The organism is Streptomyces sp. NRRL F-6676 (assembly GCF_000725625.1).
Taxonomy (GTDB): Bacteria; Actinomycetota; Actinomycetes; order Streptomycetales; family Streptomycetaceae; genus Streptomyces.
Map to the genome: position 1 here is coordinate 15,277 of NZ_JOHS01000069.1, position 15,077 is coordinate 30,353.

12 protein-coding genes are annotated in these 15,077 nt (G+C 72.6%); 10 read left to right on the forward strand and 2 right to left on the reverse strand.

Going from position 1 to position 15,077, the window contains the following annotated elements; all coding sequences use genetic code 11:
• Positions 1-190: 190 nt before the first annotated feature.
• Positions 191-2,632, reverse strand: coding sequence for a DEAD/DEAH box helicase (locus tag IO29_RS28415; protein ID WP_033226681.1), 2,442 nt, complete (start codon positions 2,630-2,632; stop codon positions 191-193).
• 201 nt (positions 2,633-2,833) lie between these two features.
• Between IO29_RS28415 and tap the strand changes: the two genes are divergently transcribed.
• Positions 2,834-5,062, forward strand: coding sequence for a telomere-associated protein Tap (gene tap / locus IO29_RS28420; protein ID WP_030382661.1), 2,229 nt, complete (start codon positions 2,834-2,836; stop codon positions 5,060-5,062).
• 13 nt (positions 5,063-5,075) lie between these two features.
• On the forward strand, positions 5,076-5,633 hold the full coding sequence (gene tpg, locus IO29_RS28425) for a telomere-protecting terminal protein Tpg (protein WP_030382662.1): 558 nt from the start codon (positions 5,076-5,078) through the stop codon (positions 5,631-5,633).
• A gap of 111 nt (positions 5,634-5,744) precedes the next feature.
• Here the strand turns inward: tpg and IO29_RS28430 are convergent, their stop codons facing one another.
• On the reverse strand, positions 5,745-6,266 hold the full coding sequence (locus IO29_RS28430; RefSeq protein ID WP_030382663.1) for an AAA family ATPase: 522 nt from the start codon (positions 6,264-6,266) through the stop codon (positions 5,745-5,747).
• A gap of 239 nt (positions 6,267-6,505) precedes the next feature.
• Between IO29_RS28430 and IO29_RS28435 the strand changes: the two genes are divergently transcribed.
• From IO29_RS28435 to IO29_RS28470, 8 genes are all read left to right on the forward strand, one after another.
• Entirely contained in the window at positions 6,506-7,894 is a 1,389-nt protein-coding gene (locus IO29_RS28435) for a TniQ family protein (RefSeq protein ID WP_033226684.1), read from the forward strand.
• A 187-nt stretch (positions 7,895-8,081) separates the two neighbouring features.
• Positions 8,082-9,290 carry a hypothetical protein gene (locus IO29_RS28440; protein ID WP_030382665.1) on the forward strand — a complete coding sequence of 403 codons (1,209 nt, stop codon included), beginning with the start codon at positions 8,082-8,084 and terminating at the stop codon, positions 9,288-9,290.
• Positions 9,291-9,858: 568 nt separating this feature from the next.
• The gene (locus tag IO29_RS28445) at positions 9,859-10,695 is read left to right on the forward strand and encodes a TnsA-like heteromeric transposase endonuclease subunit (RefSeq protein WP_420705400.1); all 837 of its coding nucleotides are present in this window, start codon (positions 9,859-9,861) and stop codon (positions 10,693-10,695) included.
• Positions 10,692-11,171: a hypothetical protein gene (locus tag IO29_RS28450; protein ID WP_158709387.1), complete on the forward strand. Its 480-nt coding sequence runs from the start codon at positions 10,692-10,694 to the stop codon at positions 11,169-11,171. The genes IO29_RS28445 and IO29_RS28450 overlap by 4 nt, the downstream gene beginning before the upstream one ends.
• Positions 11,108-11,629 carry a Mu transposase C-terminal domain-containing protein gene (locus IO29_RS35750; protein ID WP_051707968.1) on the forward strand — a complete coding sequence of 174 codons (522 nt, stop codon included), beginning with the start codon at positions 11,108-11,110 and terminating at the stop codon, positions 11,627-11,629. The genes IO29_RS28450 and IO29_RS35750 overlap by 64 nt, the downstream gene beginning before the upstream one ends.
• Positions 11,623-13,776 (forward strand): DDE-type integrase/transposase/recombinase, encoded by a 2,154-nt coding sequence (locus IO29_RS28460; protein WP_030382668.1) that lies wholly within the window; start codon positions 11,623-11,625, stop codon positions 13,774-13,776. The genes IO29_RS35750 and IO29_RS28460 overlap by 7 nt, the downstream gene beginning before the upstream one ends.
• Before the next feature lie 50 nt (positions 13,777-13,826).
• Positions 13,827-14,804, forward strand: a complete 978-nt coding sequence (locus tag IO29_RS28465; RefSeq protein ID WP_030382669.1) for a TniB family NTP-binding protein — start codon at positions 13,827-13,829, stop codon at positions 14,802-14,804.
• A partial coding sequence (locus IO29_RS28470) for a TniQ family protein (RefSeq protein WP_037840622.1) occupies positions 14,801-15,077 on the forward strand: 277 nt, incomplete at its 3' end. The genes IO29_RS28465 and IO29_RS28470, both read left to right, overlap by 4 nt.

Consider the following 15,077-nt stretch of genomic DNA (forward strand, 5'->3'; position numbering starts at 1 on the left):
TCGAACCGCACCCTTTCACCGGGGTGCGGGCCATGCCCCGCCCTGCGAACGAAGCGCCGCACCACCGGATACCGGCATCCAATCATCCGGCACCGGCGATGCTCCCAAAAACCCAAGAATCGGATACAGGTGCGATCCCGGGTGCCCGCACTCCGCCAGTGCCGACCCACCAATGGGCGGCCGACAGTACCTACGCGAGGACGGCCGGGGCGACACTCTCGGTGGTCCAGTCGCCGTCGAAAAGCGCGGCGACCAGGCGGACGTGAGCCTCGGGGAGCTGGCCGGTCCGGTGCTTGGTGCGGGCCTTGGCGAGCCACGTACCGATCTTTACGGTGTCGCCGTCGACGCGGATGGTCTCGCGGGCTGCGGGGGCGCGGCCTTCGCGGTGGAGGAAGAGTTCCAGGAGCTGGACGGTCTCCTCGAAGGAGCGGCGGGTACGGCGGGCGGGGGTGAGGGGGTTGGTGTCGGGTGTGAGGCCGAGGGCAGTCATCATCTGCTGCTGGCCGGACGTGAGGGTCTGCCAGGTGGTGAGCTGGCGGTGGAGCCAGGAGCCGATCTTCACCGCGGCGAGCTGGGTGTCGCGGGTGAGGGCGGCGGGGTCGGCGCCGGTGGCGAGGTGGGTGCGCAGCAGGTGATATTTGCGGTGCCAGTCCGGGCCGTGCGGGAGGCGCCAGTCGGGGGCAAGAGCGGTGAGGGCGTCGGCGCGGGCGGGGTCGAGGGTGTTCTTGGTGGCGTGGTGGCGTTGTTCGGCGAGCCAGGCGCCGACGGGGGTGGTGGCGGGGGCGGCGAGGTGGCCGTGGGCGCGCAGGTAGTAGGCGGCCGCGGTGAGGCGGGCACGCCAGGCGGCGTCGTGCTTGTCCCAGATCATGCCGAGGGCATCGAGTTCGGCGATCCAGTCCGCCTCGATGCGGCCGGTCTTCGCGGCGTCGCGCATGGTGGTGATGAAGGTGCCGAGTTTGTAGCCGGTGGGATCGGTGTGGTCGGCGGGGACGTCAAGGTGGCCGTGTTCGTCGCGGTAGGCCTGGGCGGCGGCGAGCCCGAGGCGCCGGGAGCGGGAGACGCCGGGGCCGCGGGGGTCGAGGGAGATCAGGTCCATCGCGCGGGCGATGCGTTCGGGGTGGACAGTGAAGTCGAAGTGCCAGCGGCGCTGAATGACCTGGCTGGTCTCACGGGGCAGCCGGTTGGCCTTGTCGGGGAGGCGTTCGAGGATGCGGTGGTCGTGGCCGGCCAGCGCCGAAGCGATCGCCCACACCGGCTCGTAGGCGGTGCCCAGGATGTCCTCGCTGTCGGCGCCAGGCGGGAGGTAGACGGGGACGATCAGTGAGGCGGTCTTGCCGGAGACGTCCAGGCGCAGGGCGCGGCCGAGGGCCTGGACGCAGCGGATGATGCTGCGGGTGGGGTCGGCGAAGACGACGGCGTCGACGCTGGGGATGTCGACGCCTTCGGAGATCAGGCGGGAGTTGGCGAGGATCGCGCAGTCGGCGGCGGCGAACGCGGTGAAGATGCCGGCGCGCTGGGCGGGGGTGTGCTCGCCGTGGGCGAAGAACAGGTTGGGGATGATGTCCGGGACGAGGCCGGGGTCGGTGCGGGCCAGCAGGCGCAGGGTGTGCGGGAGTTCGCGGGCGAAGCGGCGGGCGTCGGAGACGAGGTTGAAGTAGACCAAGACCTTTTGCAGGCCGTGCTCGGTCATGGCGCGCAGCACGGACAGGTGCAGGGCGGTGGTGCGCAGCGCACCGTCGTCCTTCTCCTCCTGGGCCCCGGTGTCGCCGGTGGTCGTGGTGCCGGGGGCGGGAAGGTTGAGGCGGCGGCGCAGATCGGTGTCGGTGAGGGTGGGCACCACGATGCGGTAGTCCGCAGCGCGGCCATCCGCCACCGCCCTCGCGAGGGGATATTCGACGACCTTTTTGCCGTAGACGGCCTGGTTGTCCATGGAGTTGGCGAACGCGTCCGCGTCCGGTCCGCCAGCGGCGGGGCGGCGGGGCGGGCGGGTCAGGTCGGCGGACTCGGCCAGCTCGGGGGCGGCGAAGATGCGCGGGGTGGCGGTCATGTAGAGGCGGCGGTCGGCGCGGATACGCTGCGCGTCGTTGACGATCGCCCACTTCTTGTCGGCCCGGCCGGCGATCCGGTGCGCCTCGTCCATGACCGCCAGGTCGAACGGCGGCACCTCATACCCGCTGCTCTGGGTCTGCTCGATCTTGTCCAGGGAGTCGTAGGTGCAGATGACGGTGAGCGCGGGGATCTGGTCCTGCCCCTGCCCCACCACCGACATCAGGCCGCCCAGCGCATGCGGGTTCGTCGTCGACATGACGCGCGCTGCGACCAGGTCGTCGCGGCCCCCGGCATCCAGGGAGGAGACGATCACCATGTGCTCCAGGTGGTTGTCCCGGCGCCAGGCCAGTGCCGTCTGCGCGGCCAGGTCCAGGGTGGGCACCACGAACAGCACCAGCCGCGCGCCGAGTCCGTCCGCCACCCGGATCGACACCAGGGTTTTGCCTGTGCCCGTCGCCGACACGAACAGTCCCCGCGTCCCTGGGCGGTGAAGGTGCCGCACGAGTCGCTTCACGGCCTCGGCCTGGTCGGGAAAGGGGACCGCCCTGGGCCGGGCGGGCCTGGGCAGTTCGGCCAGGGGCATGGGCTTCTTCCTCGATCCGAAGCAGACGGCATCCGGGCTGCGGCCGGGCGACGGGACGTCCGCGGGCGCCCCGGAGCAGCCCTTCCGAGCAAGGCACCCTACCACCCTCAACACCACCAGTACGTCGAAAGTGCGGTATCTGTACGCTAAAAGTACGCGATGCGTACGGTTCATGGGTTAGGGTGAGGGTGGAGGTGTTTCATGTCCGAGTTGTTCGATGAGGTGGACGCGCTGGTCGCGTCCCGGTCCCCGCTGCCGCCGCCGGCGGAGCGCAGGCGGCTGCGCCAGGCGCACGCGCTCACCCTGGACGAGGTCGCTGCGGCCCTCGGCGTGCGGCGGGCGACCGTGGGCGGCTGGGAGTCGGGCAAGAGCGAGCCGCGGCCGCCGGAGCGGGAAGGGTACGCGCGCCTGCTGAAGCAGCTCGCCACCCTCTACCCCGCCCCCGAGAACAGCGGCGCCCCGCAGGAGGACACGGGCACCGCAGCGCCCGCAGCACAGGCGCGGCTCACGGACGGGGCAGCGGAAGCTACTGCCACGGCGGAGGCCGAGGAGCTCCCGGCCGCTCCCCCAGCGCCCGTTCGGCACGGGGCAGCGGGACAGCGGCCGGTGCCGCGTGCCGAGCGGGCGCCGCAGAGTTCGCGGCGTCCCACTGCGAGGAAGGCCGCCCCGGCGAGCACCGCCGTGCCCGGCGGTGCCTACGCGCACGGTCCGCTGCTCGTCCTCGACGCCGACACCGAGCGGCAGGTGACCGGTTACGGCGTCGGCGGTCTGATCCTGGACGTGCCCGCCAGGTCGCTGCCCGCGCTGGTGGAGTGGACACTCACCGAGGCACGGCTGGGGTCGCAGAAGCTGCACGGCTCGGGAAAGGACGGCGATGCGCTGCTGGTACTCACCGAGGCGGCGTGCGAACGCTACGGCCTGCCCGCCGCCCTGTCGGAGTCCGAGCGGCTCGCCGGGCGGCTGCCGGAAGGACACAAGGCCATCAGGCAGCTGGAGCGCGCCGACTGGCAGCTGACCAAGCGCGGGCTGGGGCCGTGGGCGCGGATCTACCGTCCCGCCCAGGGCAGCCGCCGCCAGTGCGTGCAGCTGTGCATCCCCTCCTGGCGCGCCCTGGACGACCGCTCCTGGGGCCGTGCCGCCCAGTTGCCGCCGCCTGAGCTCGCCCGGGTGCTGGGCGTGTATGCGGCCCGGGTGATGACGCCGGTCGGCTCAACGGCCGTGACGGGGCTGCAGCTGATGACCGCGCTCAATCCGCCGACCCGCGCCAGCGAGCCGGACGCCGACGGCCGGCGGCACCGCGAGCACCGGCCCGGGTCACTGGGCACCGAGCCGGTGGACCCGGCACCGTGCGAGGCGGTCGACGGGCATCCCGTTCTGGCCCATCTGCCCCGCTTCCACGTGCGCGGCCCCGGCGAGCGGCTGTTCGAGGAGGCCTACGACTGGGCACGGGATCTGACCGACGCCGAGTGCATGCAGCGCTACCTGGTCGGTATCGACGTCAACCTCGCCTTCGGTGCGGCCGCCAACGGCGCGGTCGTCGGTCTGGCGTCGCCGCCCGTGCATGTCACCGCTCCGGTCTTCGACCCGGCCGTCCCCGGGTCCTGGCTGGTCGACCTCTCCCACATCGACCTGTCCCGGGTGAAGGTCGGCAAGCAGTGGCGCGACCTCGACGGTGGCCTGCTGCCCAGCCCGTTCACGCCGAGCGGCCGGCGCCCGACCGGTCCGGCCTGGTACGCCACCCCCACCGTCGCCTACGCCGTCGAACTCGGCTACGACGTCACCCCCGTCGAGGCCTGGCTGCGCCGGGAGAGCGGGCGGTTCCTGGACGGCTGGTACAAGCGGCTGCGCGATGCCTACGTCGCGACGATGGCGGATCTCGGGGTGGGCGAGAAGCTGTCCCCGCAGGAGTTCCTGGAGGCGATGGACGGCTACAAGAGCTGTGATCCGGAGCTGGGGATCGTGGTGGACGCGGTCAAGATGACCGTCAAGGGCGGCATCGGCAAGCTGCAGGAGAAGGCGCGCGGCGGCGGCTGGAAGCCGGGACAGGCCTGGCCCGCGCTCGCCCGGCCGACGTGGCGGCCGGACATCCGCGCGACCGTCATCTCCCGGGCCCGGGTGAACATGCACCGCAAGATGGTCGCTCTGGCGGCGGCCACCGGCCGGTACCCGGTCGCGGTCCTGTCGGACTGCGCCGTGTACGCCGCCGACGGCCCCAGCCCGCTGGACGTGCTGCCCTACGACGGCGACGGCAAGACCGTGCCGGGCTCGTTCCGGCTGGGGGTATCCCCGGGGATGGTCAAGCACGAGGGCACCCAGAGCGTGCTGTGGGGGGCTGACGTGCTCGAGCAGCTCAGCAGCGACGGTAAGGTCGCCAACCTTGCCCGCTACATCAAGACCGGCGAGGTCACCGCCAAGGACACTGGAGAGTAGGAGAGTTACGCCGATGGTCACGGTCGGTGAAGAACTCGACAGGGCGGTGCAGGGCGCGTTCACGCGCCCGATCCCGAAGACCGCCGGGGCACAGATGCGCTACCTGGTCAGGCAGCACCAGCGCAGCACCCGGCGCGTGGCCGACCTGCTCGGCATCAGCCAGCGCACCGTCGAACGCTATGTGAAGAACCAGATCAAAACGCCCCGCCCGGAGCTCGCCGACCGCCTTGAGCGTGAGGTCCGCACGCGCTGGCAGCCGCAGATCCGGGCGAAGGCGAAACAGGCCGCGGCCACCACGAGCGGCATCATGATCGATGTGCAGGCGAGGTTCGGCTACACCGCCGCCGCCGGCAGCACCGACCAGGCCCGCGTACGTCACCTCACCCTCGCCCTGCCGCCCCGCCACGCCGCCCGCCTCCTCCAGGCCCAGGAGGCCGGGATCGACGAGGACGACCTCCGCGAGATCGCGGCCGAGGCGTTGGGGGAGGTCTACTTCCGCGACGGCGGCCGCCGCGCCCACGGCCTGGAAGTGGAACTCAAGGACATCGTCGACCTGCAGTTCGAGCTGTAGAGCGGTCAGTGCGCCGGGGCAGGAAGCAGGAAAGATGAGCCGAAGCGCGGTAGTTGTCACATAGGCAGTCTTGTTGTCACCTGCGAGGTGCGGCGCGGGAAGGTCGTTCTCTCAGCTCTTGACGGCCTCTGCGATCTGCTGGGCGGCTTGGGCGGGGGTGAGGTGCGTGGTGTCGAGGACTTCGGCCTCGGCGTGCAGCCACGTGCGGGCCGCCTCGGCGTAGGGCTCAAGGTATGCGAGACGGAAAGGGGAAGGACCAAGGTCCGTGTCCCCCTCGATGCGCCCGCGGAGGGTGTCCTGGTCAGCATGGAGAACGAAGTGCCGTACCGGAATGCCATGGTGGGCGAGGCCCGAGCTGATCTCGCGCCAGTACTGCTCGACCAGGACGGTCATGGGCATCACCAGGATGCCACCGGTGTAATCGAGTACTCGGCGGGCGGTCTCGACCACGAGCGGCCGCCACGGCGCCCAGTCCTGGAAGTTCCCCGTCCAGGGCAGCCCCGGCTTGATGTCCATGAGCGCCTCCCCGACCTTCTCGGCGTCGAGCACCCGTGAGTTGGGGATCAGCTGCTGCACGAGTGCACTGGTCGTCGTCTTGCCTGCGCCGTGGGTGCCGTTGAGCCATACGATCATGGGCTTGACGCTAGCGTCGCGCGGGCCGCAGGAGCACGCAAAGTAGAAGATCCGGGCAGAGAACGGCAGGTTCTCGATCTTCGTTTCTGGTGGCAGAAGGGCTGCTGATTGAACCTGTGTGACAAGTCGGATCCCTCGCCTGGGACAACCAGGATGCTTTACCCGGTCCCTTTTGCCAGCTCGTCCGTCCCTGCTGGACACCTGTCGTGCTTCGGCTCAAAAGAGCGTCGGGGAGAGCTGTGACAGCAGGAGCGTTACGGACCGTGCCGCTGGCCGGGGAGCTGACTTCGTCTCTGATCAGCCGGACCGCGGACCGCTACGGCCTGCCGGCTGCCGGTGTGCTGCGGCTGTGGACGTGCCGCAACTCCCCCGCCCGCAACGACAGCGGCGGTGTGCGGGCCGATGCGGAGATCGTGCTCAACGACGCTGGGCGGGCTGTGCTCGCCGAACTGTGCGGGGTTGAACCGGCAGTGTTGGCTCGCGCGTTGCCTGCCTTCGCCGTGGATGATCCCAAGATCAGCACCGGCCGGGAGGCCGCCCTGGCGCAGGCGCGGTGGCGGGCGGCGAGCGCGGTGGCGGGAGAAGCGGCGTTCGCCTGCCGGCTCTGCACCGCGCGGCGCACCGGGCAGACGGTGCGGGCGGTGCGGTATCTGCCGCGCTGGGAACGGGTGTGTGTCCGGCACGGGCGGTGGCTGCTGGACGCGGACGCCGACCAGCCGCTGGAACATCTCGACCTGCGCGGTGTCCCGGAGGTGGCTGCGGCACAGCGGCAGTGGGCGGGGGTGGCGCGCCGTGCGGGGCGTGCCGGGGCGCAGGGCGCGGAGGTGTTCGCCCTGGCGCAGGCGGTCGTGGCCCGGTGGTGGGAGGAGGCCCTGCACTGGGAGCGGGAGGAGATCTGGCCGCAGCGCCTGCACCGGGTGGCGGGCGGCAACGCGGGCACGGATCTTCAGCGGTGGCGGATCGTGGGCCGGGACGCGGTCGTCCTCCCGGAGGTGGTGGCCGTGGCCGACGCGCTGCTGGACCCGACCATGGCCGAGCTGGTCTGGGCGGACAGCGGTGCCCGGCGGCCGCGGCCGCTGCCCGCCGACGGCGCGTTCTGCTACCGGCTGGGCGAGCGGGTGGGACGGGACCGGCTGGGACCGCTGGCGGCGGTGGACTATGGCGGACCGCTGCTCGACTGGATGGGCGCTGTCATCCGCCGGCGCCGCGGCGAAGGCGGACCGCCCGGGTGGAGGGAGGATCCATGGCGGCTGAAGCGGGAACAGCAGCCCGCCACGATGGCCGCCCAGCTGCGCGTCCTGACGGCCGAGCAGCAGTCGGGCGGCTCGGGCAGCCGGTGGCGTGCCGCAGTGAACGCCGAGCACCGCTTCCACATCGAGCAGTCGATCGCACAGGCGCGGGAGCAGTTGGTGGAGCTGCGGGGCGTGCACAGCGGCACCACCGCCGAAGTGGCCCGCACGCTGCTTCAGCACCTCAGCCACAGTTCCGCCCTGATCGACCAGGCCCTCGTGGGCACCGCCTCCGCGGCCATCGCCGCGGGGGTGGCGCTGGAGGACGTGGCGGCATGGTCACACCTGCCTGCCCAGGAGCTGGCGGACATCATCACCGCAGGCCAGAAGGAGGACTGAAGGCGCGCAGCGGGCGGTGTGTTGTGTCTTTGCCGCTGCACGCCGCAGTCCGGCCGTGGAACGGATCTGGCCGGCGTTTCCCCCAGGGGTGTGTGGTGCCCGTTTCGGGAAAACCGACGGCGTGCGGCCACTAGGCTGAGGCGGGGCCGCGGCAGGCGGCGGCCCCGGGGACCGGCGCCGAGGGAGCATGTTGAGCACTTACACGGGTCCGGCGGCAGCGGGGGCGGACCTTGCCCGGCTGACGCTTGATTTCCACCACACCCACCAGCTGCTGGACCCTGCCTCGCAGGGGATGCAGACCTGGGAGGTGCGCATCACCGCGGCCGGCGCACCGGTGGGAAGCCTGACGGCGGTGCGCGGCCTGTACTGGAAGTCCGACAATCTGCGTGAGCGGATGGCAGATGAGCAGTCCTTCCCTGCTTTGGTGGCCGCTCAGCTCCTGGACGAGGAGGGCCGGTTCACCGACGAGTTCGAGGAGTTCATCGAGTCGGCCTCCAGTGTCCTCGTCGTCGACCGGCTGCACATGGAGAAGGCCTTCGCCGACCCTGTGGTCGTCGCCGTGGTGGTGGCCGCCGTCATCGACCGGCTGACGGACAACTACTTCGCCGTGGTCCTGCCCGGCAAGAACGCCTGCGCGGATGCGGGTTCCGCCCTGCTCGCCGAGGCCGGCACGCTGCTGAGCGCCCAGGAGTTCTCCGACGAGCTGCAGATCATCGACAACGCCCTGGCTGCTCCCGAAGAGGCCGCGCAGCGCGTGCGCAGCCGTCTTCGTTCTCTGGCCCGCCACGGCCAGCCGGCGGCATGGGACGACGAGGACGAGGACGGCGAGGAGGACGAGGAGCTCACCGCGCGGACGGCTGCGGTGCTGCGGGTGGCGCTCGAGGAGCTGTCCGAGCAGATCTGGCAGGACGTCGCCGCATTGGGTGATGCGCCGCTTGGGCACGGCGAGGGCCGTGTCCTGGGCCTGCTGCCACCGATCACCTTTCGCCAGGATCAGCAGTGGCGGCGGCAGATGGCCCGCTGTTTCGACGACCTGGCCGCCGACCTCGCCGAGACGGGCACCGTCCGCCCGGGCTGCACGGGTGAGGAGATGGCTCTGCATCTGGGCATCGACCGGGCCAAGTCGCTGACGCGGAACCGGCCGCGCCTGGTAGCGGAAACAGTGGAGGGTCTGGGTGAGGACCGCCGTGACTTCGACTGGGATTGGTGCTCGACCGTGCTGTTCGAGGACCACGACGTGCTGATGCTCTTCGACGCCTCCCTGGACGGGATCGAGGACAGCGGCAACGAGATCAACCAGGCCCTCGGACTTGCCAACCTGGCCGCCGCGGAGTGGTTCGTGCCCTTCCGCACCGACCAGGCCCGCGGCCCCGACCGCGGCTTCCGCCACTCCTGACCCCGGCTTCCGCCGCCAGGCCCGGGCCGCAGAGGGACAGCATGCCGCAGGCTGAGCCTTCCTCGGCGCTCCGGCTCTCCGGATCGGTCAGAGGGGGCCGGGACGGCTACGTTCGGGCCGCTGTGCGGCCGGGCGGGGAAAGCGGGGGATCAGTGGCCACACGCGATGTGTGGGTACGCGTCGGGGACGGCCTGGTACGCGGCGACACCGTCCTGGGCGTCACCGACCAGGACGGTGGGCGTCAGCAGGTCACCGGCTGGCGGATGCCTTCGTCGACACGCTCGCGCGCGGTGCGGCGATGCCGGCCGGCGCCCTGATCAGGTTCGGTTCCGACGAGGACGGCACGGGATGGGTGCTGTCGCCCCTGGGGTAGCGGCGGAACCGGTCCGGGCGGACCCGCGGCACGGTGGGTGGCTGGGCGGGAAAGTGCAGAGATGTGCACTGACACCGGCACGTCCCAGGCGGCATCCTGCTCTCGCGCAGAGCAACCGACGCTTGTGGCCCGGCAGTTGCGGTTACCGTTCGGTTCTCCTGCGGGCCATGGCCGGTATGGCGTTGTGTGGAGTGCGTGATCATCGACAGCAGCCAGGATGGCTTATCTGCCGTCGCGGGCAGGGCGTGCCGAGTGCCGGAACCAGGGGCGGTGGAGGCGGAGTTCGCCGGGGCGGACGGCACACTGGTGCAGCGCCGCTGGGTCGAGGCCGCCGTGGCGGTCAGGTTCGAGCAGCTGGCGCCGGTGGCGGCGTTCCCGGTGGTGCCGGGGCGCAGGTTCGGGCCGGGCTGGTGGTGGTCGGCCACCACCAGCGGGCACGTACCGCACGGGTCGCAGGCGATGTGCATGCAATTGATGCTTTTGGACCGTGATCCGCAGGTGGTGGGGTTGTCGGCGCGGCCGGTGCGGCTGATCTGGCGTGATCCCGGCCACGGGCGCGTGCTGACGTGGGTGCCGCAGGTGTTCGCCCGCTACGCCGACGGGCGTGCTCTGCTGGCCGACTGCCCCGCGGGCGCGGAGCCTGCCGGGGATCGTGCCGCGCGCGCGGCCGCGGCGCTGGGGGCGGCCTGTGCGGCGGCGGGGTTCACCTACCGACGCCTGGCGCCGCCGGACAAGGTGGTGGCGGGCAACGTGCGGTGGCTGGCCGGCTACCGCCACCCCCGCTACCGCGACGCAGGCGGCCTCGAGCAGGCGGTGCTTGAGGCGTTCGCCGCGCCGCGGCCGTTGATGGCCGGGGCCGCGGCGGCGGGTGAGGTGCTCAGCACGCTGCCGGTGGCTTACCACGCGCTGTGGAGCGGGCGGCTGATGGCGGACCTGACCCGGCCGCTGGGCGAGCACACCCTCGTCTCGGCCGGCTGCCCGGATGCGGCCGAGGACGACGCGGAGCAGGAGCGGGAGCAGTACGCGAGGTGAGCGGGAGCCGTACGGTCGTCCCTGGTGGGCGGTGCGTGGAGGTGGGCGCGCAGGTCCGGTTCGAGGACCGCGCCTGGCAGGTGACCGGCCTGGCCGGCGGGCGGGTGTATCTGGTGGCCGGGGACGGGGACAGCGCCTGTGTGCTGGCCTCCGCTCTGGTGGCCGCGCCCGGCTTCGCGGTGATCGGCGTGAGCGCGGCGCCGCCGGTGGTTCCGGTGCTGTGGGAGGCGGTGCCGCTGGCGGCGCAGGAGCGGGCGCTGGCCTGGCTGCGGCACATCCGCGAGGTGGAGACCGGGCTGCCCGGCGGCCCCGGAAGCGGTGTGCCGAGGCCCGAGTACGACCCGCAGGCCTTCACGCTGGCCCAGCGCGAGGCGGCCAAAGCGCGGGAACTCGCAGGGGCGCGGCCGGGAGGGTGCCGCTGCCGCTGGCCGGTCAGCACTATGGCGAACTGCTGCCGGCCCGCCGGTGCGCGGTGACCGAGTCCGGCATTCGGCTGGGTGGGCGCCGCTACGACGATGCGTGTCTGGACGAACACCGCGGCCGCGGGGACCGGTGCGAGGTCCACCACCATCCACACGACCCGCGGCAGGTCTTCGTCCGGCTGCCCGACGGCCGGCTCCACCCGGTGCCATGGGCGCAGGGCGGGCACGCCTCGCGGCCCTTCGACGAGCTGCTGCGGCGCCGCACCGGCGCCGTCCTCGCACACCGCGGCGCCGGTACCGGCGCGGGTGCGGATGTGGGTGGCGACGGCGGTGCGCGGGCGGGCGGCGACCGGACTGGCCCCGCCCCCACCGCGGCGCAGCCCCGGGAGGCGGCTGCCCGGGGCGCCGCCGGTGGCGGCGCGGTGTCCGACACCGGAGGCGCCTGCGGCACGGCCGTGGAGCCGGGCGGGTTCGAGGTGTATGACGCCGAGGCGGAGGCGGGACAGTGGTGAGCACCCGCGGCCGCCCGGTCCGTGCCGCGGCCGCCGCCCGGCGCCGGCAGGTCAAACTCGGGGCGTATGTGACATTCGAAGGCCGACCCTGGCAGGTGGCCGCCGTGGCCGGAGCCTCGGTACGTCTCGTCGACACCCGCGGGCAGACCGCCTCGGTCTTGTTCTCGTTCCTGTTCGCCGATCCCACCTTCGCGGTGGTGGACTGCCCCGTTCCCGCCGCGGTGCCGTGGGGGCTGTTGGAGGCGGTGCCCGAACGGGAGCGGGAGCGGGCTCTGGCCTGGCAGCGGCACATCCGTGAGATCGAGACCGGGCTGGCCGACGGGCCCGGCAGCACCGGCGTCCCCCGGCCCGAGTACGACCCGCAGCGCACCTCGATGGCCGAGCGGGAGCAGGCCAAGGCCGACGAACTCGCGGCCCTGGGCTGGCCTCGGGCCAGCCGGGCTACCGTGCGCCGCATGCGCGCTCGCTACCACGCGGGCGGCGTCATGGGCCTGATCCGGCAACGCAAGCCGTCGAGCGCGACGGGCCGGGCCGATGAGCGGGTAGTGGCCGCGGTCCTGGAGGCCTTGCGCCGCCAGCGCGGCCGCTCCACGGGCACCCTGAAGGGGCTGCGGGAGGTGACCGGGCAGATCCTGGCCGACACTCACGGGCCGGGCGCGGTGGCGCTGCCGGCGCCGTCGACGTTCAACCGGCTGGTACGGGTCCTGGCCGACCCGCTGGAACACCCGGGCCGCCCCGCCCGCACCGCCACCGCCGTGCCGGTGCGCCCGTTCACGCCGACGGTGGCATTGCGGCCCGGCGAGCTGGTGCAGGTCGACACCACCCGGCTGGACATCATGGCCATCGGCGAGGACGGAAAGCCGGTACGCCCAGAACTCACGATCGCTCTGGACGTGGCGACGAAGTCCGTGGTGGCGGCCGTGCTGCGCGAGGAAAGCACCCAGGCGGTGGACGCGGCCCTGCTGCTGGCGGAGATGGCCGTGCCCCACCCCGTGCGGCCCGGCTGGGGCGAACATCTACGCCTGGCCCACGCCGCCGTCCCCTACACCCGGCTCCTCGCCCTGGACGCACGCCTTGAGCAGGCCGCGGCAAGGCCGGTGGTGGTGCCCGAAACAATCGTCATCGACCGCGGGCGGGTCTTCCTCTCCGCCGCGTTCCTGGCCGCCTGCGAATCCCTCGGGGTGAGCGTGCAGCCCGCCCCGCCCCGCTCCCCCACTGCCAAGGGCGCCGTGGAACGGACCTTCGGCAGCATCAACAGCCTTTTCGCCCAGCACGTCGCCGGCTACACCGGCTCCCATATCCTGCACCGCGGCCAGGAGGTGGAGGGCGAAGCCCGCTTCAGCGTGGCCCAGCTGCAGGAACTGCTGGACGAGTGGATCACCGCGTGCTGGCAGCACCGCCCCCACGACGGGCTGCGCCACCCCCTCCTGCCCAAAAAAGCGCTGTCCCCGGGCGAGATGTGGGGCGTGCTGCTGGGCGCGAGCGGCTACGTGCCGCTGCCCTTGACCGGAGCCGACTACACGGAACTGCTGCCGGTGCGCTTCCACCCGGTCACCGGCCGCGGCATCCGCATCAACTACCGCACCTACGATCATGCCGTCCTCAACGAGCACCGCGGACGGCCCTCGCCCACCGGCCCCGGCGGCAAGTGGGAGGTCCACCTCAACCCGCACGACGTACGCCAGATTTACCTCCGCCTGCCCGACGGGCGGCTGCACGAGATCCCGTGGATCCACCGCGACCACGTCCACGCGCCCATGAGCGAGACCACCTGGCGCCACATCCGCACCACCCTCGAGCAGCGCGCCGAACGCGAGGCACACGAAGCCGCCCTCGCCGAGGCCGCCGACCAGATCCTGCGCCATACCCGGCCCACCGCCCCGGCACCACCTGCACCGCCCCCCGCGACGCCGGGCACGCGCGCCGGGAACGCGGTCTCCCAGGCAGCAGGCGGCGAACCGTCAGCGCCGCACCGCACTGCGGCCGAGGCCGCAACGGAGGCTGAGGACAGCCTGGATGCGCTGGACGCCCAGTCCCACTCCGCCCGGGACGACAGCGCCAGCGCCGATGAGTCCGGCGCACTCACGCTGCCGGGAAGCGGCACGCTGACGCTGTACGACGCCGACCAGGAGGCCGAACTGTGGTGACCCCTGCCCGCCCTTCGCGCTCGAACGACGGGGAAGCAGCCACGGGCACGGTGACGACGTTCGACGCCTTCGCCCGGTTCGCCCACGCCGCACCCCCCACGCCGCCGCGGCCGGGCCAGGCACCCCGCTCGGCGGAGGAACGCCTGGCCTACCACTCGCAGTTCGTCACCGTGCGCACCCCGGCCATCGAATCCCTGGCTCGCCAGGTCCGCACCCTGATGATCCTGGGCCGGCACCAGCAGGCCACCGCACGGCCGTCGCTGATCGTCACCGGTCCGGCCACCACCGGCAAGACCACCGCGCTGCTCCAGGTCGGCCGTACCTGCCACCTCGCCCACACCCGTCGCGCCGCCCCGGGCGACGACCGGGTGCCCGTCGCCTACGTGCTGGTACCGCCCGGTGCCACCGCCAAGACCCTGGCCGCCGAGTTCGCCCGCTACCTCGGCATCCCCGTGGCCGGCCGCATGACCACCGCGCAGATCACGACCGCCGTCTGCCACACCTACACCACGGCCGGCGTCCAACTCGTGCTGATCGACGAGATCCACCGGCTCAACCCGCGCTCCTCCAGCGGCGCGGAGGCCGCCGACTGGCTCAAGGACCTCACCGAACGTATCGGCGCCACGTTCGTCTACGCGGGCATCGACGTCACCGCGAGCGCCGTCTTCAGCGGAGTACGCGGCGCACAGTTGGCCGGGCGTGCCTCTCTGATCGACTGCGGGGCGCTGCCCGCCCGCGCCGGCCACCGCGAGCCGTTCCGCGAGCTGATCGCCGCCCTGGAAGCGGCCCTCGACCTCACCGCGCACCGGCCGGGCAGCCTGCCCAGGCTGGCGCCCTACCTGCACGAGCGGACCGCCGGACGCATCGGCAGCCTCTCTCGCCTGATCCGCCAGGCCGCCATCGAAGCCATCTGCGACGGCACCGAGCGCATCACCAAGACCCTGCTGGACACCATCGCGCTGGACCACCTCGCCGAAGAGCACTACCGGCCCCGCGCCCCCGGCCGCCGTACCCGCCCCGGCCGGTGACCGCCCCCACCCGGCCCCGCCCCGCGACCGCGGCGCGGCCCGAGACGATGTGGCCCAGCCCGCCCGGCGCGCTGCGCGTACGGCCGCTGCCCCGCGAAACGGCAGCCTCCTACCTCACCCGCCTCGCCGCCGCCTACCACCTCTCCCCCGCCCACCTCCTCGAAGGGCTGCACATCACCGCCACCGGCACCCCCGCCGCCCCGCACGCCACCGAACTCCACTACAGCTGCGAAGCCGCCCGCCGCCTGGCCGCGTTCACCCGCATCCCGCCCG